Genomic DNA, 24,877 nt, shown 5'->3' on the forward strand with positions numbered 1-24,877 from the left:
CCTTTTTCAGTTTAAAATACCACTCCCGAAGATAATCACATCCACTTTGGTATCAAACTGCGCTTTTTTATAATCAAATTTCTTCCAAGCTTTGGGGTGATAAGCAATCAACTGCCTACCAACTCCAAACGCATCGCAATTTACTTTCTGCAATTTATTAATAATTTTCTTTGATTCATCTGTTAATTCTTTAGATAGTTGCTTACTCAATTTCTTTTTTTCTTTCGCTCGACCTAAATGGCCGCGCGGATATTCAAGAACCATAACAAGCAATTTTAATTTAATCATTTCTCATTACATATCCGTTAGAAGGATGTAGAGGGATTGGGTATATGTTGCAGAGGTTGAAGGCGGCTGTGGAAGCGCAGTAGGAAGTATAGGGATGAATTAGTACTATAGATTCAAATTACACCACATTGATACATATAAAATAGAGTGGTAATTTTTTTGAAAGAGTACTTTGAAGTAAGTACTCTTTTTTGTGTATGAATCTTTTAAATTCCATTTTGAACAGATTTTTTTTCAATTTCCCATGTAGCTTGTTTTTTAATTTTTAAAGCTACATTAGTACCGTTAGATTCCTTATAAAAGATATATCCGTGGTCTGCTTTAACGTAAGTTGAAGGTTCACTTATGCAATCTTGAGAACAAGATGTATTGATAAGCTCAATTAAGGATAGTTCGCTCAGATCGGTTTTACTTGCCTCTATAAGTGTATCAAGGTTCGTTTTGCGAAAGCCTTGTAAGTTTACATGGAAATTCTTTTCTATTTCTCCAGTAACGCTAGTATTCATTGCTTCAACTGAATTTTTCTTTTCTAAAAGAAAACCATTTCCATAAAGAAATTTTGTATATCCAAGCCACGCGATTAAAAATAGTATAAAAAATACACCAACTGTTCTAAGTCTTCGAAGCCGTTTACTTACGATTGATTCTGAATATTTCATTCAGCCTAATCCTCCAATGTTTTTATTTTAAAGTATGCTTGGGTACATATATTTAGAAGGAGATGAAAGTTAGCGAGTTAGTGATTCAAAAAAGAAAGCATCTGAAGTTAGGTGCTTTCTTTTTGAATACTTTCTGCTATCTGTTAGTTACATGTTTCATAAGAGGTCTTATTTCTTTAACAGGTGGTTTTTTATCATATACATCAATGTAAGAAAAATAATAATTTAAATTTCTAAGGAGACCTTTTCCTATTTTTGCACTTAAGAAAGGGAATACTTGTCCAGTATAATCATCGAGAGATTTACAATAGTATTTTTCATCTAAGTAAATACTGTATTTACAAGTTAGTTCTACTAATGAATTACCTTCATCATCAAATACTTCTTTAGAATCAATTATGTCTATTAGTGCAAATTTCTCATTCAGATAAACTTTTTTCTTTTTCTCGTATTTATTAGTAAGGATAAAAACGAGACCAATGGCGTTAATCAAACTATTTCCTCCTATAAAAATGGCTATTAATAAAATATATCGATATAAGCCAAATGTAAAGAGGTGAGATGTAAAGAGGTGAGATGTAAATATCATATAGATAGAAAATTTAACAAGCCGATTTGAAGAGAAATCGGCTTGTTTTATTGAAATACTTGAGGAAATTGTTTTACGATTGCGTCCGTTATAGTATCAGCCATTTCCAATGCTTCTTTTTCAATTTTATCGTACAGTTTTATACTTGCATCGTAATCTTTATTTAGGATGGCGAGTGCTTCCGCTTTCGTTAGCGCTAAATGTTCATAAAACATTTTTCTAAATTCTTCTTTTTCTATATATGGGTTGAGACTGTTTAGAAACTCAACAATTTCATCACCATTAGTGTACCACTTCTTCTCTATAGCGGCAGCTGCGTTTTGATCGCCAGCTTTTGCGGCTTTAACAAGATCAGCAGCGATAACTAAGTGGTCTTTAATTAGTGCACTATATTTTTTTACTGCATTTTCACCATAGAACGGTTCAAGTGAAAGCCCCATATGAGTTGCGTTTTGTAGAAGACGTCCAACAGTAGCATCTACATCTGGTAAGTCAAAGATGATACTTATAATAGCTAATCTCGTCCAAGCGACATGTTGTTCCCATAAAGAACGCATATAACCTTTTAAAAAGTTCTCGTTTTTACTAATTCGGTAATTTCGTGTTAATAAATCAAAGTTCCCATAAGGATTATGAGTGGGGGAGTAATATGATTGCCAATAAGTATACATAAATAGTGACACTCCTTTGAACATGTATACATTACAGTATGATAACCGTTATTTTTAAGTTACGTGTCCAAGAATTTTTTCGAGAATAGGAAAAGGAGTGGATTGAAATGATGAATAAAAATCTAATTGCGTTATATATGAATTAAAGGAATTTCAAAATAAAAGAGGCCCTGCAAGGGAAGATGCAGGACCTCAAAAGGGTATTGCCGAGATGTCGGACTCGACTACGTAATATTAACATAAAATTCTCTCAAAAAGACCTGGTAAATGTGTCCAAATGAAAAGGGTGCTTTTTAATAAAGTTAAAGGGATCTGCTTCCCGCGGCAGATCCCTTTAACTAGATAATGTTGATGAGCAAAAACTCATCTGGAGTACTTTCATAGTAACAAATAAAATTCACTTTGTGTATTGAGAAAAAAAGAATTGTTTAAATGAATGTAACTGATTTGTAGTTTGCTTTTATTGGATAATAATCATTTGTAGTGAGTGGAATAGGGTCCTAAAATGGAGAAAAGACTTGTAATCCAGATTAGGATACATTGGAATATGTAATTATAAAAAAGACCTGCTAATTTAAGCAGGTCAACATAAGGGGTTTATCCAACAGATTATTATATATGGTAACAACTGTATTGTAGTAAGTCTATACGTTTTATATTGAGAAAATTAGTGTGAATGATTTATTTTTGGCACATGTATTAACGCTTAAAAAGTTGAGAAAGGAAATTAAATAGCTTTCTATAAGAAAATAAAGGCTGATACTTATAAAATGATTCATATTTCCACGCATCATTATTAGAGAATTGGAGTTGTTTATTTGACGCTTTAGGCTGGATAGAGCTATTGTAACGACGTTTCATATTTTAACCTCCTCAAATTCATATGTATACGATTAGTAGTATTCTAGGAAGGCAAATAAAATGAATATTTATATTGAAATTCTTTCTTCTTGTGTACTAGATTTGTGTTTTGCGAGAATCAGTTTGATGAGAGATTATATATAACTCTTTCATTCATCACTTTCATGACGCATAAGTGATGATATAATAGAAATAGATGAAAGATATAGAAAAGCAGGTGACTCTTTTTTGTTTACAAAAGCTCAAGAACTTTTAGCGTCTTATTTCGGTTATTCGTCATTTCGAAGAGGACAAGATGAAACAATTAAAAATGTATTAGATGGGAAAGATACGGTTTGTATTATGCCTACGGGCGGTGGTAAGTCAATTTGTTATCAAATTCCCGCATTAGTATTCGAAGGAACGACGTTAGTTATATCACCTTTGATTTCACTTATGAAAGATCAAGTAGATACATTAATACAAAACGGTATTTCCGCTACATATATTAATAGTTCTATTTCTATTGCAGAAGCAAATCAACGAATTCAATTGGCAAAACAAGGACACTACAAGTTACTTTACGTGGCGCCAGAGCGTCTTGATTCTATGGAGTTTGTTGACCAACTTATGGATATGAAAATCCCGATGATTGCGATTGATGAGGCACACTGTATTTCACAGTGGGGACATGATTTCCGCCCGAGTTACTTACATATACACCGCATATTAGATTATCTTCCGGAAAAACCGCTAGTTTTAGCATTAACCGCAACAGCAACACCACAAGTACGTGACGATATTTGTAGCACACTTGAAATTAATCAAGAAAATACAATTATGACAACGTTCGAGCGCGAGAACTTATCGTTTTCGGTGATTAAAGGACAAGATCGTAATGCATATTTAGCAGATTATATTCGTCAAAATCAGAAGGAATCTGGGATTATATATGCAGCTACAAGAAAAGTAGTCGATCAATTATATGAAGATTTAGGGAAAGCAGGAGTTTCGGTATCGAAATATCATGCAGGTATGAGCGATCACGATCGAAATGAACAGCAAGAACTCTTTTTACGAGATGAAGTCAGTGTTATGGTAGCAACATCTGCATTCGGTATGGGGATTGATAAATCGAATATTCGTTACGTTATTCACTATCAACTTCCGAAAAATATGGAAAGTTACTATCAAGAAGCGGGACGTGCTGGTCGTGATGGATTAGATAGTGAATGTATTTTGTTATATTCATCACAAGATGTGCAAGTGCAGCGCTTTTTAATTGATCAATCAACAGGAGAATCTCGTTTTTCTAATGAGCTTGAAAAACTCCAAAATATGACTGATTACTGTCATACAGAACAATGTTTACAATCATTTATTTTACAGTACTTTGGAGAAGAACCGAAGGAAGATTGTGGCCGCTGTGGTAATTGTACTGACGACCGTGAAAGTATCGATGTGACGAGAGAATCACAAATGGTACTATCTTGTATGATCAGGACGAATCAACGATTTGGAAAACAAATGATTGCACAAGTATTAACTGGATCGAAAAATAAGAAAGTCATTGAATTCAATTTTCATACTTTGCCTACGTACGGGCTTTTATCAAACCGTAGTGTAAAAGAAGTTAGTGAGTTTATTGAGTTTTTAATATCAGAGGAGTTAATCGCAGTTGAACATGGTACATATCCGACATTGAAAGTAACGGAAATAGGAAAAGAAGTATTACTTGGTAAAGAGAACGTTTTACGCAAAGAACGAGTAGAAACGAGACAAATTGTTCAAGACCATCCTTTATTTGAAGTACTGCGTGAAGTGCGTAAAGAAATTGCACAAGGAGAAGGTGTACCGCCGTTCGTTATTTTCTCTGACCAAACGTTAAAAGATATGTGCGCGAAAATGCCGCAAAGTGACTCTGAACTCTTAACTGTAAAAGGAATTGGAGAACACAAACTTGTGAAGTACGGTTCTCACTTCTTACAAGCAGTTCAGCACTTTATTGAAGAAAATCCAAACTATGCTGAATCAATTAAGACGGAAGTTGTTACAGAGCGTAAAAAGTCAGGGAAAGCATCAGCAAATTCTCATTTAGAAACGTATGAAATGTATAAACAAGGCATTAATCTAGGTGAGATTGCGAAAAAGCGTGATCTATCAAGACAAACAATCGAAAATCATTTAATTCGTTGCTATGAAGATGGTATGGAAGTAGACTGGAAAAGCTTCGTTCCAGCAGAGTATGAATCTCTTATTAAAAATGCCGTGCAAAATGCAGAAGGTGGTTTGAAATCAATTAAAGAACAACTTTCAGATGAAGTGAGTTACTTTATGATTCGCGCTTATTTACAAATGAGGAAGTAGAGACATATAAAGGGGATAGGGATATATGCATCACGTTTTCGTTTATGGTACGTTAAGAAAAGAGCAAACGAACGCTCATTTTATGCAAGGTGCAACATGTATCGCAGACGGAGCATGGACGTATGGCAAATTATTTGATACAGGAGAAGGGTATCCAGCAATGATTTGTACAAGTGAGGAAAAAGTATATGGGGAAGTTTATGAAGTAAATGATGATGTGCTCCAAAAATTAGATGAACTCGAAGAATATACAGGTAATGCAGAGACTGATCTATATGACCGGCTTACACAATCAGTATATTTTGCGGATAGAGAAATACATGTATACGTGTATGTTGCTCAAGATAAAGAGATGTTGAAGAAGGCTATCATTTCTGGTGATTGGGTGAAGTATCAAAAAGGAAAATGAAAGTATCTATAAACTATAGTAAAAAGCAGATAGTGGAATAATTCGCTATCTGCTTTTTACTATAGTTTAGGTTGTAATTACTTAAGTGTTTTTAACGAATCTTCTTCAAACTTTTTATAAGCTTCTTCCATTCCCATAATTACATCTTTAATTTTCATGTGACCTTCAGTATAGACAGAGTGATCTCTAATTTCTTCCCACATATAGTGATATTTTTGGATGTTTTTCGTTTCACATATGATTATGTCAGTATAATCTTTTCCAGGTAACGCTTCTGCGTCAAAGAAACGCACATGTACCTCAGGGTATTTTAAAGTAATTTCTTTCAGTTCATTAGCTCGTTTTCCCCGTTCGTCACGAGACATTGCAAGCCAAGTTGGATAAAATTCTACTAAAACAATAAAAATGTGATTCATCCTTCATTCCTCTCATTAGTTGCTTTATGGTTAAATCATAGCACATGATAGTATTTAAAATCTCCATATAAAGGTTTATTGTTTTATAGGTGCGCAAAATAAAGAGGAAGGAGCATCAAAATTTATCGAATGGGAAAAATTGCGAATAAAGATCGATTTTCATTTGAATATTCCGTTTATTTTGATAATATATAAGTATAGGTAATAAATAAGGGGGATTCTTAATGGGTATCAGAAATTTAGTTTCTCACCTGTAGTAGAAAAAACTATTACAGGAGGAGAATAATAATGAACGAATTAAATGTGAAGGAATTTTACAAAAAACAATTTGAATTGCTAAATTATGATATAAATACAGAAAGCTGGCTAGAGCAGGTTGCTAAAGAGGTGCAAGAACAAATTGGATATCCGTTTCAAACGATGCTGGAACTTGGTGCAGGGAATGGTGGATTTGCACGAGCGATGTCTAAGTTACATGTGAGAATGACAACTGTTGAACTTGTATCAGAGCTGGTTTCCTTTGCAAAAGAACATTCCAGTAGTGATATTGCCATTCATTGTGGAGATTTCTATCAAATTAACTTTGAGGAAAAATTTGATGTGGTTAGTTATTTAGATGGATTTGGTGTAGGAACAAATGATGAGCAATTGTTTCTATTAAAACGGATTAATGATTGGATGAAGGATGATGGATGTGCACTTATTGATATTTATCAACCTTTGTATTGGAAAAAGGCAAGTGGACGAGAAATGCCGATAGGTTCTGCTATGCGAAAGTATGAATATGATAGTGAAAATGAGAGAATGCTAGATCATTGGTGGGAAACTGTTTCTTCAAATGACATCGTGACACAATCTTTACGCTGCTATACATTAGATGAGATTAGTAATTTATGTGCAGAGGCTCGTTTAAATATAGTTGGGATTTTCCCAGGAGGAGCGTATGATTTTGAAGAGCGGAAATATAAAGAGCAAGCATCTTTAAATGAATGTTTATCATATCGTATAAAAGTAAAAAAGAGTAGGGATTAAATCCTTACTCTTTTTATTTTTATAGTGTGAATAATTGGGGGTCTTCAGTACCTAATTGTCGTTCTTTTTTTATTCTAATGGATCTTAGTACGATCCCAATTCCAAGAAATAAAACAGTAGCAGCGACTCCGCTAATAGGATTCAACCAAAAATCACTACCATTTGTAAGTGTAATGATGTCCGTTTTATATAAATTAAACTTGAGACTTGAGGATAAAAAGAAAGATAGCAGGAGAGTATGTGCAGGAAACTTTGTCTGATAGAGTAAAACCATTTCAATTAGTAGAAAGTAGCAGTTTTTGCACACATCACTTTATTATATGTGTAGTTGTATGATTTAGATGTTGTATATTTTTATAATGTAAAAATAGCATTTGAATTTCAAAATTTAAAAGGTGAAAAGTAAGTTTTTTCGGAAAATTTAATTTGGGACTATTGACTTTATGAATGGATTTTTAATACAATTGTATCTCGACTGAAAAAATTGGAACGGACAGGAGGGAATCATCAAAATGAGCAACATATTTGAAGAAGAGTTACAAACAATGAAAGATACTTTATGTACGATGGATGATCAATTAGAACAGCTTGAAAAAATCCCGGTGTATTATGGAGAAGATTTTAAAGAGCAAATTCTTGAAAGTATGAGGGAGTCTAATAGACAAAACTTACGTATTGGTGTACAAGAACCTTACTTTGGAAGACTAGACTTTCAAGAGGATGGAAAAGAAGCAGTTATGCCGATTTACATCGGTAAAGTAGGTGTTTCAGATAAAGACACGATGAAACCAATTGTAATTGATTGGAGAGCACCTGTCGCAAGCATGTTTTATTCATTTACCGGTGGAGAAGAATTAGCATTTTATCAATCACCAGACGGATTAGTAGAAGGCGATGTTTATTTAAAACGAAACATTTCCATTCGAAAGAGAGAATTAGAACGTGTTGTTGATACATATGTGAAAGGAAATGAAGATGTCTCGCATGCTGATGATTTTCTTCTATATCGATTAGGCGAGAATAAAGACAATAAATTGAAAGATATCGTTTCGACTATACAATCGGAGCAAAATGATATTATTCGTGCGGAAAGAAACTTACCATTATTAATTCAAGGGGTTGCAGGGAGCGGAAAAACAACAATCGCTTTACATCGCCTTGCTTTTTTAATTTATGAATATCGTGAACAACTAGAAGCGGAGAGAATGATTGTATTCGCTCCAAACAGTTTGTTTTTAGACTATATTTCGAGTGTACTTCCTGAACTAGGGGTAGGTAATATTAGTCAAACAACGTTTCCGGATTGGGCATTACGTACGTTAGATGATTCGGTGAAACTGAAGCAGACAGAAGAAAAATTGAAAGAAGCATTTTCGATTAATCGTGATGAAAACAAGGTTATGCTTGGTAAATTAAAGGGTACGCTGGAATTCAAGTCGTTTATTGAAGAAAGAATGGCTCAATTTGAAAAAGATTTAATGCCGACAAAAGATTTTGAAGCATGGGATAAAGCAGTTATTCCAGTGGAAGACGTTAAAAAATGGATGCAAGTTGAATATAAACATTATCCATTAAAGAAAAGAAGAGAACGTTTAGTCGGCCGAATGAAGCGCTGGATTGAAATTGAACTTAAAAAGTTTGGAGAAACAAACGAGAAAAAGTTACTAAAAAAAGAAGCGACAAAGAGATTGAACACATATATGAATTTTTGGCCGAAAATGAGCCCGCTGTCACTATATAGTTCGATGATGAAGAGTAAAGAAATACTCGAAGTATTACCTGAAGAACTTGTTCAAGAAACAGAAAAGAATTGCCGTAAAAAAGAAGTATATATAGAAGATTTACCAGCTTTAATTTATATACATCATCGTATAACGGGTATTGAAATCGGACAGAAGTTTCATCACGTCGTTATTGATGAAGCGCAAGATTTTTCACCATTCCAAGTTTATGTATTAAAAGAAATTACACTAGGTAATTCTTTCACCATATTAGGTGATTTATCTCAAGCGATTTATGATTATCAAGGAATTGAAGACTGGAATGCCTTTAAGGAAGTATTCCAAGAAACTGGTTATTATGAACTGACGAGAAGTTATCGTTCTACAAAAGAAATTATTGAATTTGCAAATGAAATAATTAAAAATGCAGAAATACCAGTAGGACTCGCAACACCAGTTTTCCGTAGCGGTGAAGATGTGAAAGTGATTCATGCAGAAGATCAATTCACTGAAATTGTGAAGACGTTAAAACATCTACAAAATGAAGATGTGAAAACAATTGCGGTAATAGGAAGAACAGACGATGAATGCCGTGATATGTATGAGAAATTAACAAATGCAGGACTAAAAGTGAACGTGATCGAAGCGGATCAAAGTAAATATGAAGGTGGCATTTCAGTGGTACCTGTCTATTTAGCGAAAGGTTTAGAATTTGACGCTGTACTGATAATCGATGTGGATGAAGAACATTATAAAAATACAAAACATGATGCGAAGTTACTATATGTCGGATGTACGAGATCACTTCATGATTTATGGATTTTCCATAGTGGGGAAGCATCGCCTTTAATAAAGGGATTAAAATAAAAAATTCAAGAGGTTTTTCTAGTAATGAACAGAAAAACCTCTTGTTTTTCTATATAAAGATATGGGGGAGAAAATGGGTATGATTACAAAAGTAATAACAAAAAGAAATTTGGAAGCCGCAAAAACAATTGGAGAAATTAATGAAGCCTCACTTAAAGAAGAGGGATTTATTCATTGTTCATTTTTGGGGCAAGCTTTAAAAGTTGCCCAAAAACATTTCAATCACGAAGAAGATGTTTTATTACTTACAATTGATCCATCCCTAGTAAAAGCAGAAATAAAATATGAACTTGCTTCTAACGGTCAAGAATATCCGCATGTATATGGAGTAATCAATGTTGAGTCGATTGTAGATGTTGTCCCATTCCTTAAAGAAAAAGGAGAATTTATATTATCTGAGGTACATAGTTAAAAGTATTATTGGTATTTAAGTTTGCTAGAAAAGCACAAATCATATACATACTGCTTTTTTACTATTCAATTAGTAGATGCTGCCTCTTATGAGAAAGTGAACACTATTAGAGTAAACTGATATTATCGTTCAGGCCAATGTTATATGTGCTTTGCGGCTAGAGTAGGCATACTCTGGCTTTTTGTTTTTTTACACAAACATATATTTGTCACGTATACTCTCTAAAACTTATTGGGAGTGTTTAATTATGAAACAAATCAAAGTACTAGAAGTTGCAAAGAAAATGGTATTAAGAAAGAAAGAAAGAAAGAAAGAAAAGTTACAGCTAGCAAAAGAATGGTTAAAAACAAATCATTTAATTGTTAAAACGTCTGTTGTTACTTCACTATGTTGCGTGGCAGGTTTTGCGGTTCTTATTTCATCAGGAATTTTATCGAATGTAGGAAATATCCAAGAGCCTACCATGGTTAAGCGCGCATTTACTGAAAACAGTGCTATATATGGCACTAAAGTAATCTCAGCCGGGGCAATTGATGAATACTTTGCTGGTATCAAGGAAGGTAATGAATTTGTTGGAATGGGTAAATTGATTTATGACAGTGCAGTAAATGATGGGATCGAACCTGGTGTTATTGCAGCAGAGTTTGCTCACTTCACTGATAACGGCATGTCATCAGCATTCGAAGAAAATAATAATCCTGCTTATGTTATGTACGAGGAACAAATTGGAGATGGTTTTAACTCTCCTGTTAATTTGGAGCTAGTTATTTTCCGATGGTATCTTAGTTTCCTCTAAGGAGCTGTCAGACGAGTTTAAACGCTTTAATAAGGCGTATGTAGGTGATATATTCAAAAATCAGTTTAAGGGTGATTCAGACACAACTGAATTGATTGATACTCTGAATAAACTGTATGCAATACAACGAAAAATAAATGAAGACAATAAAAATTAAAAATGGAGAATCTTTCTCCATTTTTTTCAATAAAAAGAGTAAAAATGATAGCACGAATGAAGTTGTTTGGATATAGTGTATACACCAGAACCTAGCACGCCTCTTAACAATGCGCATCGGCTAGGTCTTTTTTGGATGGTTCACCTTTGTTTGTGCAGTTCAATAACGATAAATGGTCTATTTAATTTTCAAAGTACAATTTTACTATTAAATGTTATAATTATAATATTATCCAAACAAAATATTCATAAATAGAGAGGTTGAAATATTTAGACAGAAACGCATATATTAAAAAGTTGTTTTTGCTAAACCATTATTATTAATTCTCTAAAAAGAGTGTATTGGTTTGAAAAATAATGAACAAGAACAAAAAACTAGAAAGTAAGGTAGTCACAACATGGTAAAGCTTAAGTTAGTATATTTTTTACTTCCACTTATATTATTTGTTGGAGGTTGCGGAAACACGGTAGAAGAAACAACATATGAAAAGGACTTTTTAAAACAAACTGGAGCTATGAGAGAGTCATTACATAAAATGACTAAAGTACAAGAGGAAGACCATTCGTTATCTTCGTCACAAGATGAGTATATAGAAGCGGTTGTGGAGTTTAGAGAGGTAGTTAAGGAATTTAAAGACTTAGTTCCTGATAGTAAGTATGAAAATCAACACAAGGAACTAGTAAGGGCAATGGAAGAATATGAAGTGGCTACATCTAAACTATTAGCAGGAATTTCTGATACAGAAGGGTTCAAATGGATAGATGGTATTAATCAATTCAATAAAGCAACAGACCTGTATGTAAAAGCAGCTGGAAGTATTGTGGATATAAGAGACGGAAAAGAAATGGGTACAACTGAAGGAAGTGTTAATAAAAAGTCTCAACAAAAAGATACTCAAGCAGACGCAGAAGTAAAAACTGAGGCTACTAAAACACAGCCGACTGAGCAAGAAACAGAGGCTAATGCTAAAACTGCTCAAACACAACCGAGCGAGCAAGAACCAAAGGCTGATGTTCAAGTTAAAACGGATGCAGCAGTAGAACAATCACAACAGCAAATTACAGTTGATAAAGTGAAAGAAATTATCGAGTATTATTCTATTGGAGAAAATGACAAATTAAATAACGTTTCTGTTGAAAATGGTGAAATAAAAGCAACTATTGTATTAGCATCCAACAACCTATTCCCTGCTAGGGATTTAGCGGTTAATGGATACAGTCACTTAGCAGATGAGTTATTAAATCATGATGGTTGGCAAAAATTATCTGTTTCATATGCTAATGTAGGAAGTATAAGTATGAATCGTAATGAAAAGGAAACAAATGAGGCTGGTGATTACTTCCCGACACTTAAAATTGAAGAAAGATTAAAATGATAAAATGAGCACCTACTACGGGTGTTCATTTTTTTGTTTACAAAACAAAAATTAAAACAACTTATAGAGTGTTAATAACGCTGCCTCTTATTAGGAGGAGAAGCAAAGGTCCTTTAATTAGAAATGATTACTGGATCACCCGAAAACCGAACCAGGATAGGAATGTATAAATCCATAAAACCAAAAAAAGAAGTTTCCCTTGTAAGAGTAAGGTTTCCCTTTTTTTTCCTTGCTACCGATAATGATGCGTAATGAAAACCAAACGTGCATACGTTATACAATGCAGGAATATCCCCTGTACAGAAAGAAGTAGTTTTTATTGGGTTTAATTTCACCAGTGATAAAAAGGAGGGAAGGGACTGTTGGAGAGCTGAATCTGATGAACTTTGGGAGGTCTGAAATTGTCCATCGAGAAAATCCTATCGATTGTGGCCGTATTGTTCTTTTTGGGTTATTTTATTTTTTTCCTCATACTTCACTTTAAGAAAACAGGCTATCATCCTATTCGACATGCTGTAAGTGATTACGGTGTAGGTGCTACAAAAAATTTATTTATTATATACGCTTGGCTCAGCAATTTAGGGGCATTGTCGCTTTCTATCGTGATGTTGATTGTAAAAGATCGCTTCACCATATCCGCGTCCATACCGGTTTTAATCATTCTAATGGTCATCTCCCGTATCATTATGTTATTCTTTCCAACTGACCTAGAAGGAGAAAAACTTACGGTTCGAGGAAAACTCCATTTCTTATTTGCTATTCTTGCGTTCACTTTTTCCTATATGGCCATTGATCGTGGGGGAAGTCATTTAAAATTACTGGAAGGCTTTAAAAATCTAGAACCATTTTTTCACATCATAACCATGATTTCTTCTATCTCGCTTGGTGCTGTTATTGTAACGATGTTCAAGCCGTTGCGATTTATCTTTGGGATATGTGAGCGAGTGTTCCTGTTGTCAATCAACATTTGGTTTATTGTCGTAAGCATCTGGTTCGTTTACCTTCTATGATAAATGAATGTTTTGGTAGAAGGTTTCTAACAATTAAACAAACGCGCGTGATTGTTGCATAATGATCGGGTTATTAAAAGGTTTTATTGTTATTTTTAGGAGTTCTTATTCAGTATTTTTTCATAGAATTAAACATCTTTATAATCATTTCATATTAGGCGCTTTATACGTCTTTTTTTATAAAGAAAAGACACCATAAGGTGCCTTCCTCCGACTTGATAACCACTTTAATTTTAATAATATCAGTGTTGGATTTCCATCCGTATATTATTCTATCATACATCCTACTTATTGAAAACGCATTCATTAACTTACTTAATTAATTTGTCCATAAGGGGTAAAGCCAAGATACATGTAAAAATAGAAAAAGAGTGTATATATACACTCTTTTTCTATTTTTATTTTATTCTATTTTTTCTTTTGTGTTTTTTTAAGATGAACTCTTTTTTAGTTCCATCATATTCACGTAATTTTACCGGAATCCCAATCTTTTTAGAAAGGTGATGAAGTGCCGCAATAATATCTAGTACTGTTACTTCGGATGATTCGATTTGTTGTTTGCTTGCAGAAAACCATTCCTTGTTCATAGCATAGTAATCGTTTATTGATTCGAGACTTAATGTAAACTCTTCAAGTTCAGGCTTATATAAAAATGCCCAAGTGAATAAATTAGAATCTACAATTTTGCAATATTCATTGATGTATTTTTCGAATAACCCTGTAAAGGATAACATCTTATTTTGTAAGATGGATAGTTGATAATAATCCGATTTGTTGGTTTGTTTGATCTGCTCCATTGTTTCATTTAGTTTAGTAAAATCATGTGTTGGGCTTACGTTATAAAATTTTAGTGAGAATGGTACTTTCAATATTTTTGATAGATTAAAAAGAACGTGATTAATTTCTGCTACGCTCAATGGCTTAAACTCCAATGGGGAATTTACAAATTTACATTCCTTTGCTGAATACCAATCTGCAATAACATTGAAATGGTTATTTATACTCTTAATACAGATTGTTTTTACTGTGCGAATATCAGATTCAATAGACCATTCAAATGTAACTAAAGAGTCTTCAATATTACATACTGATTTGATGTATTCTTCGATTAAATATAAGTTTTTATATATTTTGTGTTTATTTATACGCAATACTTCAACGTCCTCAGTGTGCAGTATCGTATTAAATGCTGTTTGCAAACTTTTAATTTTGTAGTTATTAAGTTTCATTGAATGCTGTTAAAAATCAGAGTCAGTTGGGAAGTATTTAACAGGTTGTCTTTGAAGTTCCGGCGACTGATGACATGTAAAGTTTGTTTGATTGTAAAATTCTTGTGCTTTGTATTTTTTCATAATGTTGTTACTCCTTTTAAATGTTTTTGTAAGTATATATAAATATTTTGTAAAAGGAGATTTAATGAAGACTTTCTTTGTTTGGTAGGTATATCACTTACTACGATTTTTGTCGTTAGATTCCTATATGAGTAGTTTTATAACAAATTAGTACGGTGCAGTACCCGACTTTTTTGTCGTTTAACAATAAGCCATAAAAATAGACAGCAATCGCTGTCTCTTACTAAACTAACGCACCCGTTAGTTTAAGTAAAAATATTCACAATCTTTTTTACCTTAACAAAATCTAATCCCTTGATGTGTAGGGGCATATCAAAAAGACGCCCTCTTACTAAAGAAAAGCGCCCTTTAATGGCATAACAATATGTTTCTATTAGCTTGTTTACTTGAACAAGCTAATATCTTTGTTACATATAATAAGAAGAATGTGAAGTAAAATATCTTCATATAATGCTTATAATGCGGTGTATCCAGCACTCATACACAACCATTCGACGATGTAATCAAACCTCTCTTTTGTCAGTCCATGGCCACCATTATATCTCTTATGACATAATTTATTATCAGCCCCATATTTTGCGTATGATGGACGGGCTTGTTCAACAATAAAGTCTGCATCCCTCGAGTATTTGTCTTCATTCGCAGAGACAATCAATAACGGTCTTGGAGCAATACAGTGTACTAAATCAAAAATATCATAGCTTTTGTTGAAACGCGGAATCACGCTTGCCAGTTCAATACCTACATCATTGAGCATTCGGTTCTCATAGGTGCACGCGCTTCCACTTGCGCAACTAAAGCAAATCCGCTCATCTAACGCAGACAAGAATAGCACGGTATTTCCACCATAAGAATGCCCCAGTGTGCCAATTTTTTTATTATCAGTAAAAGTAAGTTCAGACAGCAAAGTTACTCCATTCATAGCGTCAAACAGTACTTTTTTCATCAGATTATCACCCTTTAAGATGCGGTAAGACATTTCATTTAAATGTTGAAAAAAATCCTCATCGCCTGGTAGAGGTACTATCCCCTGCGCATTTTTTCGTCTCTCTTCAAAGCATATCGAGTCAGGTGCTAAAACAACAAATCCCTTTCTCGCTAATTCCGGTCCAAAAGCCTGCAAGGGATTACCAGCTAATCCGCATACCTCACTTTTCCCTAAATGATGCTCGCCGTTATGCTGGTGATTTATTAGTATTGCAGGATTATTATTAAGAACTTCGGGAATTAAAAGAAAGGCAATGACTGTATCTCCATTGGAGTTATACTCAATAAGATGTCTCTTATATCCATCCTCTTTTATGGATTCTATTATCCTGTATTCGATTGAAGCTGGTATATCATCGGCTTTAATACCAATAATTTCAGAAATCCCTGACTTCAAGTCCATCGTCTAAACCTCCACTAATATAAATAATCTTCCGTTCGCAGTTTTCCACTAATGAGTAGTTTTAAATGTATTGACATAGATAAATTATAACCTTAGTGATAACTTGTTTAAATGTAATGCTTCACAAACTTTATACCAATGTTATCAAAAATATTTTTGCTTGAGATTCTTATTCAATTAAATGGCCCGATTGTTGAAAAAAGCTAATGACCATTGTTCAACTAAACTGCCCGTTAGTTGAGTAAGAAAAGATAAAACAATAAGCGTTACGAACAGAATTATAATAAATAGACCAAACATATTTTATATATATAATATGTTTGGTCTATTTATTACATACGTTTGAAGGTTTTCACCCTAAGATAATTTATAGTTTGTGCTTTTTATTATCCGTTTTTTGTCACACAGATACTGTACGATACATAGTATAAAACATATACTGTATGACATATAGTAATAAAAATGAGGTGGGTGAATGGATACTTTATTAAATTCGTTAATTACTGAGTTAAGAAGGGGGACATTGACATTAGCTGTTTTAAGCCAATTAAGAACGCCACAGTATGGATATTCACTTGTCCAATTATTGGAGCAATCAGGGATCGTAATTGATCAAAGTACTTTATATCCACTACTTCGCCGATTAGAAAAGCAGGAACTCGTGACGAGTAGTTGGGATAAAACGGAGAGTAGACCTCGTAAGTATTATGTTTTAAGTGAATATGGATTAGAGATTTTTTTGCAATTGAAAAAAGAATGGATAAAAGATTCAAAAGAACTTTATAACTTATTAAAGGAGGAGGACGAGAATGAATTTAATTGAGGTTTACATTCAGGAAGTTGCGAAGAGAATACCTGAGAAAAACCGTGATGATATTGTACTTGAGTTACGTTCGACAATCGAGGATATGTTACCCGATGATTATAAAGAAGACGATGTAAAGAGAGTTCTTGAAAAATTAGGGAGTCCAGTTGCATTGGCTAATGGGTACTTGGATAGACCAATGCATTTAATTGGACCGCGCTATTTTGATGTGTATATGATGTTATTAAAAATGATTATACCGATTGCAGCTGTGATTGCACTTATTTCAATGGTTGCAGAAAATATTATAGGCTATAGTGGTGATCAGGCGGTATTATATGTTATTTTAAAATTGATGGGGAAAGGCATAGGGGAAATAATCGAAGTAGGACTCCATGTATTTTTCTGGTTGACACTTGTGTTTTTTATTTTAGAGAGAACTGATAATGTAAAAGACCCACAGCCATTAACAACACGTTTTAAAAAATGGACTCCGGATGATTTGAAAAGTACTCCGTATATCCCGAAGAAAAAGAAGATTTCTAAGTTCGAAGTATTTGGAGGCTTAATGTGGACGGCAATATGGGCAACATTTTATTTTTATGCGAATCATCTCGTTGGCGTATATCATGGCACGGCAAATGGATTGAAGTTCGTCGCGCCAACGTTTAATCAAGATGTTTTACTTCAGTATTGGCCAATCGTTGTAATTATGATTGCTTTTGAAATAGGTATATCTCTTTATAAGTTAGTGCAGGGACAATGGACGAAAAGATTGGCAATTGGGAATGCAATTCTTCAAATAACTGGAACAATAGTATTCATTGTAATTGTAGTAAATCCGCATTTAATTAACGAAGGGTTTATTACGTATGTAGCAAATGTGTTTACTATTTCTCCAGAGGAATTTAAAACGCGGTTAATTGTTGGAGGGGTAATTATTTTCATATTATCCGCGGTACTAAATATTATTGATGGTTTTCGAAAAGCTAGAGTTCGTTCAGATAAATAAATCTAAAATTTTAATCAAAAACGCTCATTTTAGAAAGTTAAAGAGAAAAATTACTTTGAAAGGAAGAAAACAATGATAAGGGTAGCAACGAAAAAAGATTTAACATTTATTTTAAATATTTATAATGATGCGATACTTAATACAACAGCTGTATATGCATATAAACCTGTAACCCTTGAAAATAGAATAGATTGGTATGAACAAAAACAGGCTGACGGGTATCCAATTTTAGTATACGAACTAGATAATAAAGTAGTAGGATTTGCGACATTCGGCCCATTTAGAGCATGGCCTGCCTATAAATATTCAATTGAACATTCTGTGTATGTTAATAAAGAATATAGAAAAAATGGAATTGGAACTTCTTTAATGAAAGCATTGATCGCAATTGCAAAAGAAAGAGAATACATGACTTTAATTGCTGGGATTGATGCAGAAAATGAAAAAAGCATTGCTATGCATAAAAACTTCGGCTTTGTTTATTCGGGGACAATAAGCAAAGCTGGTTATAAGTTTAATAGATGGTTAGATTTAGCTTTTTATCAATTGGAGCTTAATGGCCCTGTAAAACCTATCGAAGAATAGATGTATTCGTTATGCGTCGTAATAAATATTTTTAAAAGGTAGTATGAAAAAATTTCATGCTACCTTTTCTTATTGAATGCATGAATAGCATTTAACAAAAAAGGATTTTTATATTCTATATCGAATTTTGAAAAGATGATAAAACGATATAAAAAGAGGAATGAATATGCAGACTGTCATTGAAAAAATTAAAGAAATACAATCAGGTCAAATTGGATTAGTTGTTTACTCTACAAAGTATGAAAACATAGTTGCTTCCTATAATAGTGAACTTTATGTTCCATTAGCATCAGCAGCAAAAGTGGCAATTGGATTTGCAGTAGCAAAGATGATAAAGGATAAACAAATTAGTTAGAATGCTATACTTCATCATATTAAGTTTAATCCAAATGAGGATAGTGCGCAGTTATATCCTCACTTACAAGGAAGAAATACATTAACACTTAGAAAAGCGGTTGAAGTGATGATAGCATGCCATGATAGCTATATTGCTCAGTCAATTGTTATGCACTGCGGAGGATGGGATACTGTCAGAGAATATGTTTCAACGTACTTTACAAAGATTCATATACAGGAAAACCCTAGAGATGAACAAAATGTTGGAGAGTTAAATCAAGTACATTCACTTTTAGTACATATTTTTCAAAGTTATAAATCAGAACCAGAATTATGGGAACCTATTATTAATGGAATGGTAAGACAACAAGGTGATTATGAAGGTATACCGTATTATCATTTAGCTCATATGACAGGTGGATTGACCACAGCTACAATAAATATTGGTATAATGGGAATGTTTAATGAAGTTCCATTTCTTTATGTAATTGGAGGCAAAGATTTACCTGATCGATTTAATAATAAAATGGTAGATGAAACAAATACAGAAGCTTTGAAGTGCTTGTACAAAGAAGATAAAAAAGTATCGCGGGGGTGAATGATTGAAAAGAAACTTAAAAACTTCAACGATTATTATTTTAATTTTAACAATTATTGCTCTTGAAGTTGGAATCGCACTATACGATCACAATTTATCATTAGATACAATTTACTTTGCAGCGATTCTAATTTGTATTGTATTGCTTTTTGGCACACGTGTTTCTGTAGAGAAAGAAAATACATCGAAACAGAGACGAAGAAAAACAGCTCTTATATTTTGGCCATCTATTTTATTATCAATCGTTAGTTTTGCAGTTATAAGTTATATAAGAACGGGCTATGTCTCTGTACCAGGAATAATTGGTTTTTCATGCTTTGTTACATATGGTGGATTTGTATTCATTAGTATTTTAAAGAGAAGAAATAAAAATTAAATGTAGCTTACTAAGGTGAAAGGAAGAAATATATATGAAACGTATAGAGAACGGTTCACGCACTGAAGGAGAATACATTAAAAATAAATTAATTCAATATAACATGTCTATTTTAACAGATGAAGTAAAACAGCCGATGGAACAAGTAAGCCTCGTTGTGAAAGATGAGGAAGGGAAAATCTTTGGCGGGGTAACAGGAACGATGTATTTTTATCATCTACATATCGATTTTTTATGGGTTGATGAATCGGTTCGTCATGATGGATATGGAAGTCAATTGCTACATAAAATTGAGGACATTGCGAAGGAAAAAGGATGTAGACTGATAATACTAGACACCTTTAGTTTCCAAGCACCTGAATTTTATAAAAAGCATGGTTATCGAGAGTTTGGGGTCGTTGAAGATCATCCTAAAGGATATAGTCAACATTTTTTAGAAAAAAGACTTTAATATAATTATATTATGTTTACTAGGAGCATGGAAAATGTACACATATAAATTTCAACACGAACACCCTATCTGTGCAGAACAAATAAAAAATCTTTACGATTCTGTAGGCTGGTGGCCAGAAAGAAAAGAAGTCGATATTGAAAAAATGTTAAAGAATAGTATAGCAATTGGAGTATGGGAAGAAAATGAATTAATTGGATTTGCTAGAGTTGTTTCTGATGGTGTTTTTCGAGCGTACATAGAAGATGTTGTCGTATATGAAAGTGTAAGAAATAAAGGCATTGGAGAGAAGATGCTTACTATGTTACTTCGAGAAATATCTCATATTGATATTGTTAGTCTATTTTGCGGAGAGAAACTAATAAAGTTTTATGGTGAACAGCAATTTCAAGCGACGAAGCAAATTGTGATGCATCGTAATCAAATAGTAAAAGAATAAGAGGTGTCAATTTTTATGAATGCAACAAGAGCATATTGTTTATCGAAAAGAAAAGCGACAGAAGATTCTCCAGATGGTTGGAATGCAACTTGTATGAGGCTCAATAATAAAATATTTGCGATAGTGAACCATGAAGAGGGTGAAAAAGCTGCAATCACATTAAAATGTGATCCGGAACTCGCATTAAGAATAAGAGAAGATTATCCAGATACAATAATTCCGGGTTACCATATGAATAAAAAACATTGGAATACAGTGTACATACATAAGGATGTAGAACAAGAACAAATTAATAAGATGATAGATTGGTCTTATGATTTAGTACTGCAATCATTTTCAAAGAAAAAACAGCAAGAGTTATTGGATTAATTAATAAGTATTAATTAATAAGTATTAGGAGGAGAAATTAATGATAGATTCCACAAAGGATACTTATAATAAATTGGCTAGCACGTATAAAGAAAATCTTGATACGGTAAATCCATATAACAGTTATTATGAGAGACCAGCAATGATGGAAATCATCCCGAAGCAAATGCAAGGGATGAAGGTTTTAGATGCTGGTTGCGCAGCTGGTTGGTATTCTTCTCAATTCGTAAACCGAGGTGCAGAAGTTACGGCTATTGATGTAAGTCCAGAAATGGTGAAAACAGCAAGGGAATGTGTAGGTGAAAACGCAACGTTTCTTTGTCATGATCTTGAAGAAACATTACCATTTGAAGATGATACTTTTGATATCATTGTAAGTTCGCTTACTCTTCATTACTTGCAAAATTGGAGTGATGTATTTCAAGAGTTTCATCGCGTTCTTAAACCAGGTGGTTTATTTGTGTATTCAGTTCATCATCCGTTTATGGATTTTACAAAGTTTCCGTGTGAAGATTATTTTAAAACGCAGTTACTAGTAGATACTTGGCGTAAACCAAATATTACAATTGAAGTGAGTTTCTTTAGAAGATCACTTCAAAATATTATAAATGAAACAACGAATAATTTTGTATTAGAAGAGGTAGTCGAGCCGAAACCGATTGGAAAGATGAAAGAAGTAGATAAGAAGTCATATCATTATTTAAACACTAACCCGCATTTCCTTATTATAAAAGCGAAGAATACAAAGTGAAACCGTCTAAATAGCTTGTAAAATTGTTATATTTTACAAGCTGTTTTTAGTTTAAGATTAATAAAGGAAAGTATAAACTAGGAGAATTTATAATGATTAATAAACGAAACAGAATACTATACGCTATCTTTACTATAATCGTAATTGTTTTAGGCCTTAGTTCAAGAAAATTTGCATATGCTTTACCGGATATATTAAATGCTTATTTAGGTGATGCGTTATGGGCATTAATGATTTTTACGGGATTTGGCTTTTTATTTCCTAAAATAGAAACGAAGAAATTAGCTATTATTAGTTTGATATTTTGCTACGGGATTGAAATTAGCCAATTGTACCATGCAGAATGGATTGATAGCATTCGGGCAACGACATTAGGTGGACTCGTATTAGGTTACGGATTTTTGTGGAGTGACTTAGTGGCTTATACAATTGGTATTGGGGTAGGAATGCTTTGTGAGTTTATGTTACGCGAGAAATAAGAGATTTTAAAAAGGGGATGTGTATATGGAGCATGCACTGGAAATTGCAAAGTTTTGGTTTCATGATGAACATGTTACGGCTAATGTAATTCAATCCAAAGTCACAAAGGTTACGTGTAATAATAAAGCGTATATTTTAAAGGAGAAGGGATCGATAAAGCAGCTTCTAGTTGAACTAAACGTATTAGAACAGCTTGATGAAAAAGGAATTAGAGTACAAAAATTAGTGAAAACGAAAAATGATGAAAGGTACGTATTTTATAAAGAGAAGTATTATTGTTTGTATGAATATGTTGCCGGAAGTGTGCTAGAAATAAAAGATACAGAAAAGCTGAAAGAGCTAGGAAGCACAATTGGAGAGGAATTGGCCAATCTACATCAGGCTCTTAATTCAGTAGGGAATGTAAGTGAGTTAATAAAAAGGGATTTGTATAAAGTGTTATACGAGTGGGCTATGCCGATTTTAGAAAAGAATGAGCAGGTTCAGCGTGATGTAATTCAACAAATGAATAACTTACATAAAAAATTCAAAGAAAAAGTTCAATTATTACCGAAACAAATCATTCATCGCGATATGCACTTATCAAATGTTATCTTTCAAGACAATGAATTTCAAGGATTTATCGATTTTGAACTTTTGGAAGAAAATGTAAGAGTATTTGATCTAACTTATTGTTTTACCAGTGTATTAAGTGAGCTATATATGGATGAAACATTAAGAAGGAACTGGTTACAAATCGTTAGAACTATTTTTGAAGGATATAATAAGCAAAATGCATTAACAAGAGAGGAAGTACAGACTATTTGGTACGTCATGCTTTCTATTCAAATTATCTTTATTACTTATTTTGTCCAGTCAGTTGATTTACTAAAGTTGAATGAAGAGATGTTCTTATGGATTTTTGCGAATAAAGAAGAAATTGAAGAAGTTATAGCAAGTAGCGTACTTATATAAATAAAGTAGAAAATTTATTGATAAGTACGATATGAAAAAGGAGCCATTTATGAAAAAAATAATATTGATTGGTTCTGGTGGTTCAGGAAAATCCACATTAGCAAAACAGTTAGGAAATAAATTAAACATAAACGTACATCATCTGGATGCGTTATTTTGGAAGCCGAATTGGGTAGGTGTTCCGAGAGACGAACAAAGAACCGTTCAAAATGACTTGATTAAAGAAGAAAAGTGGATAATTGATGGGAATTATGGCGGGACAATGGACATAAGAATTAACGCAGCTGATACAATCATCTTTCTTGATATTCATAGAACGATATGTGTTTATCGTGCTTTTAAAAGAATTGTACAATATCGGAATAAAACTAGACCAGATATGGGCGCAGGATGTGAAGAAAGGTTTGACTTGCAATTTTTTAAATGGATATGGGAATATCCTAAGATGAAAAGACCTGCAATTTTAAAAAGTCTAAATCAATTAAGTCAGGATAAAGAAGTTATTATTTTAAAATCTCCAAATGAAGTTCAGCGATTTTTAAAGGAAGTGCGGCAACTATAAATTTATGCACTAAAATAATTAATTTTGTTCCATTATAAAATGGAGGGATAACATTGAATGAAATCATTCGCTCGATTGATTCTTATATGGTAAAAATTCCAGTAGGAGAGGTAATATTAAGAGATGATCGAATAAAAAAAGAATGGAAAGTTCAAATTAAGCCGTTTCTTCTTGCAAAGTATGCTGTAACGATGGGATTATATGATGCCGTTATGAATAATACACCAAATGTATTCAAAGGAAATAATAAACCAGTTGTAAATATTTCATGGAATGATGCGATTCTGTTTTGTAATTTACTTTCAAAAAAAGCGGGATTAAAAGAGTATTATTCTATTAGTGATAACGGTCAAACGGTTCGTTGTAATTTAGATTCAAACGGTTACCGATTACCTTCTGAAGCAGAGTGGCAATATGCATGTAAAGCAGGAACTACTGGATACATATATGGAGAACTTAAAGAGATTGCTTGGTATAATGAAAACTCAGAGGGACATATTCATGAGGTCGGTACAAAAGAACCGAATACATGGGGATTATATGATATGTTAGGGAACGTTTGGGAATGGTGTTATGATTTGTATGATGAAAAGGTATATGGATCGTATCGAATTTTCCGGGGCGGTAGCTGGGCTGAAGAGGCTAGAGGCTGCGGTGCTACTTGTCGTAGGCGTAGTCATCCTACATTTCAAATAGATGATCTTGGGTTTAGGCTTGCTAGGTCCATTTAGAAGGAGAATAAGAGATAGGAGCAGGGAAAGTACCCGTACTCCTAATGACAACTTAGAAATCATTTAACTTAAGGAGT

Annotated in this window: 28 protein-coding genes and 3 pseudogenes; 22 read left to right on the forward strand and 9 right to left on the reverse strand. The window is 33.2% G+C overall.

Going from position 1 to position 24,877, the window contains the following annotated elements; genetic code table 11:
- Positions 1–6: 6 nt before the first annotated feature.
- Positions 7–288 carry a Ger(x)C family spore germination C-terminal domain-containing protein gene (locus MR109_RS14470; RefSeq protein ID WP_277931031.1) on the reverse strand — a complete coding sequence of 94 codons (282 nt, stop codon included), beginning with the start codon at positions 286–288 and terminating at the stop codon, positions 7–9.
- 2 nt (positions 289–290) lie between these two features.
- Between MR109_RS14470 and MR109_RS30555 the strand changes: the two are divergent.
- Positions 291–371, forward strand: a pseudogene (locus MR109_RS30555) (DUF6884 domain-containing protein); the annotation flags it as partial.
- Positions 372–494: 123 nt separating this feature from the next.
- On the opposite strand, the gene MR109_RS14475 reads toward MR109_RS30555, so the two are convergent.
- The 4 genes from MR109_RS14475 to MR109_RS14490 all read right to left on the reverse strand — a co-directional run bounded on the left by MR109_RS14475 (position 495) and on the right by MR109_RS14490 (position 3,068).
- Complete coding sequence (locus MR109_RS14475) at positions 495–947, reverse strand: hypothetical protein (RefSeq protein WP_242272602.1); 453 nt, start codon at positions 945–947, stop codon at positions 495–497.
- A 136-nt stretch (positions 948–1,083) separates the two neighbouring features.
- Positions 1,084–1,440: a cytoplasmic protein gene (locus MR109_RS14480; protein ID WP_071719338.1), complete on the reverse strand. Its 357-nt coding sequence runs from the start codon at positions 1,438–1,440 to the stop codon at positions 1,084–1,086.
- Between the two features lie 143 nt (positions 1,441–1,583).
- Positions 1,584–2,207, reverse strand: coding sequence for an acetylglutamate kinase (locus MR109_RS14485; protein ID WP_242272604.1), 624 nt, complete (start codon positions 2,205–2,207; stop codon positions 1,584–1,586).
- Positions 2,208–2,906: 699 nt separating this feature from the next.
- Positions 2,907–3,068 (reverse strand): hypothetical protein, encoded by a 162-nt coding sequence (locus MR109_RS14490; protein ID WP_083594784.1) that lies wholly within the window; start codon positions 3,066–3,068, stop codon positions 2,907–2,909.
- 228 nt (positions 3,069–3,296) lie between these two features.
- Here MR109_RS14490 and recQ point away from each other — a divergent pair, with 228 nt between their 5' ends.
- Positions 3,297–5,414 (forward strand): DNA helicase RecQ, encoded by a 2,118-nt coding sequence (gene recQ, locus MR109_RS14495; protein WP_242272607.1) that lies wholly within the window; start codon positions 3,297–3,299, stop codon positions 5,412–5,414.
- A 25-nt stretch (positions 5,415–5,439) separates the two neighbouring features.
- Entirely contained in the window at positions 5,440–5,823 is a 384-nt protein-coding gene (locus MR109_RS14500; protein WP_242272608.1) for a gamma-glutamylcyclotransferase family protein, read from the forward strand.
- 77 nt (positions 5,824–5,900) lie between these two features.
- Here MR109_RS14500 and MR109_RS14505 read toward each other — a convergent pair whose 3' ends face one another.
- The gene (locus tag MR109_RS14505; protein WP_242272611.1) at positions 5,901–6,239 is read right to left on the reverse strand and encodes a darcynin family protein; all 339 of its coding nucleotides are present in this window, start codon (positions 6,237–6,239) and stop codon (positions 5,901–5,903) included.
- 288 nt (positions 6,240–6,527) lie between these two features.
- On the opposite strand from MR109_RS14505, the gene MR109_RS14510 reads away from it, so the two are divergent.
- A complete protein-coding gene (locus tag MR109_RS14510) occupies positions 6,528–7,271 on the forward strand; it encodes a class I SAM-dependent methyltransferase (protein ID WP_048370984.1) in 744 nt (247 codons plus the stop codon).
- Positions 7,272–7,290: 19 nt separating this feature from the next.
- Here MR109_RS14510 and MR109_RS14515 read toward each other — a convergent pair.
- Positions 7,291–7,455: pseudogene (locus tag MR109_RS14515) on the reverse strand (CPBP family intramembrane glutamate endopeptidase); the annotation flags it as partial.
- 328 nt (positions 7,456–7,783) lie between these two features.
- On the opposite strand from MR109_RS14515, the gene MR109_RS14520 reads away from it, so the two are divergent.
- From MR109_RS14520 to MR109_RS14540, 5 genes are all read left to right on the forward strand, one after another.
- Entirely contained in the window at positions 7,784–9,859 is a 2,076-nt protein-coding gene (locus tag MR109_RS14520) for a HelD family protein (protein WP_071719345.1), read from the forward strand.
- Positions 9,860–9,938: 79 nt separating this feature from the next.
- Positions 9,939–10,271, forward strand: a complete 333-nt coding sequence (locus MR109_RS14525; protein ID WP_242272613.1) for a DUF952 domain-containing protein — start codon at positions 9,939–9,941, stop codon at positions 10,269–10,271.
- 247 nt (positions 10,272–10,518) lie between these two features.
- Positions 10,519–11,067, forward strand: a complete 549-nt coding sequence (locus MR109_RS14530) for a hypothetical protein (protein WP_242272618.1) — start codon at positions 10,519–10,521, stop codon at positions 11,065–11,067.
- A 554-nt stretch (positions 11,068–11,621) separates the two neighbouring features.
- Positions 11,622–12,599, forward strand: a complete 978-nt coding sequence (locus MR109_RS14535) for a hypothetical protein (RefSeq protein WP_242272619.1) — start codon at positions 11,622–11,624, stop codon at positions 12,597–12,599.
- Between the two features lie 401 nt (positions 12,600–13,000).
- Positions 13,001–13,609, forward strand: a complete 609-nt coding sequence (locus MR109_RS14540) for a DUF998 domain-containing protein (RefSeq protein WP_242272621.1) — start codon at positions 13,001–13,003, stop codon at positions 13,607–13,609.
- A 398-nt stretch (positions 13,610–14,007) separates the two neighbouring features.
- On the opposite strand, the gene MR109_RS14545 is transcribed toward MR109_RS14540, so the two are convergent.
- Entirely contained in the window at positions 14,008–14,760 is a 753-nt protein-coding gene (locus MR109_RS14545) for a hypothetical protein (protein ID WP_242272624.1), read from the reverse strand.
- Positions 14,761–15,415: 655 nt separating this feature from the next.
- The gene (locus MR109_RS14550; protein ID WP_242272625.1) at positions 15,416–16,351 is read right to left on the reverse strand and encodes a dienelactone hydrolase family protein; all 936 of its coding nucleotides are present in this window, start codon (positions 16,349–16,351) and stop codon (positions 15,416–15,418) included.
- A gap of 475 nt (positions 16,352–16,826) precedes the next feature.
- Between MR109_RS14550 and MR109_RS14555 the strand changes: the two genes are divergently transcribed.
- The 13 genes and pseudogenes from MR109_RS14555 to MR109_RS14615 all read left to right on the forward strand — a co-directional run bounded on the left by MR109_RS14555 (position 16,827) and on the right by MR109_RS14615 (position 24,800).
- Positions 16,827–17,174: a PadR family transcriptional regulator gene (locus MR109_RS14555; RefSeq protein WP_242272627.1), complete on the forward strand. Its 348-nt coding sequence runs from the start codon at positions 16,827–16,829 to the stop codon at positions 17,172–17,174.
- On the forward strand, positions 17,161–18,168 hold the full coding sequence (locus MR109_RS14560; RefSeq protein WP_242272629.1) for an HAAS signaling domain-containing protein: 1,008 nt from the start codon (positions 17,161–17,163) through the stop codon (positions 18,166–18,168). Before MR109_RS14555 ends, MR109_RS14560 begins: the two co-directional genes overlap by 14 nt.
- Before the next feature lie 72 nt (positions 18,169–18,240).
- Positions 18,241–18,753 (forward strand): GNAT family N-acetyltransferase, encoded by a 513-nt coding sequence (locus MR109_RS14565; RefSeq protein ID WP_242272631.1) that lies wholly within the window; start codon positions 18,241–18,243, stop codon positions 18,751–18,753.
- 166 nt (positions 18,754–18,919) lie between these two features.
- A pseudogene (locus tag MR109_RS14570) lies at positions 18,920–19,687 on the forward strand (serine hydrolase).
- Between the two features lie 4 nt (positions 19,688–19,691).
- Positions 19,692–20,063 carry a hypothetical protein gene (locus MR109_RS14575; RefSeq protein ID WP_071719350.1) on the forward strand — a complete coding sequence of 124 codons (372 nt, stop codon included), beginning with the start codon at positions 19,692–19,694 and terminating at the stop codon, positions 20,061–20,063.
- A 34-nt stretch (positions 20,064–20,097) separates the two neighbouring features.
- Complete coding sequence (locus tag MR109_RS14580; RefSeq protein ID WP_242272633.1) at positions 20,098–20,514, forward strand: GNAT family N-acetyltransferase; 417 nt, start codon at positions 20,098–20,100, stop codon at positions 20,512–20,514.
- A gap of 34 nt (positions 20,515–20,548) precedes the next feature.
- Positions 20,549–20,953: a GNAT family N-acetyltransferase gene (locus tag MR109_RS14585; protein WP_178939752.1), complete on the forward strand. Its 405-nt coding sequence runs from the start codon at positions 20,549–20,551 to the stop codon at positions 20,951–20,953.
- A gap of 15 nt (positions 20,954–20,968) precedes the next feature.
- Positions 20,969–21,322, forward strand: coding sequence for an MmcQ/YjbR family DNA-binding protein (locus tag MR109_RS14590; protein ID WP_048370968.1), 354 nt, complete (start codon positions 20,969–20,971; stop codon positions 21,320–21,322).
- A gap of 40 nt (positions 21,323–21,362) precedes the next feature.
- Entirely contained in the window at positions 21,363–22,073 is a 711-nt protein-coding gene (locus tag MR109_RS14595; protein WP_098790896.1) for a class I SAM-dependent methyltransferase, read from the forward strand.
- A gap of 92 nt (positions 22,074–22,165) precedes the next feature.
- Complete coding sequence (locus tag MR109_RS14600; RefSeq protein ID WP_048370964.1) at positions 22,166–22,552, forward strand: ribosomal maturation YjgA family protein; 387 nt, start codon at positions 22,166–22,168, stop codon at positions 22,550–22,552.
- Positions 22,553–22,577: 25 nt separating this feature from the next.
- Entirely contained in the window at positions 22,578–23,507 is a 930-nt protein-coding gene (locus MR109_RS14605; RefSeq protein WP_242272635.1) for a phosphotransferase enzyme family protein, read from the forward strand.
- 49 nt (positions 23,508–23,556) lie between these two features.
- On the forward strand, positions 23,557–24,069 hold the full coding sequence (locus MR109_RS14610; RefSeq protein ID WP_048370960.1) for a DNA topology modulation protein: 513 nt from the start codon (positions 23,557–23,559) through the stop codon (positions 24,067–24,069).
- Positions 24,070–24,122: 53 nt separating this feature from the next.
- Entirely contained in the window at positions 24,123–24,800 is a 678-nt protein-coding gene (locus MR109_RS14615) for a formylglycine-generating enzyme family protein (RefSeq protein WP_048370959.1), read from the forward strand.
- Positions 24,801–24,877: the final 77 nt, after the last annotated feature.

Source organism: Bacillus cereus group sp. BfR-BA-01310 (genome assembly GCF_022664325.1).
GTDB lineage: Bacteria > Bacillota > Bacilli > Bacillales > Bacillaceae_G > Bacillus_A > Bacillus_A paramycoides.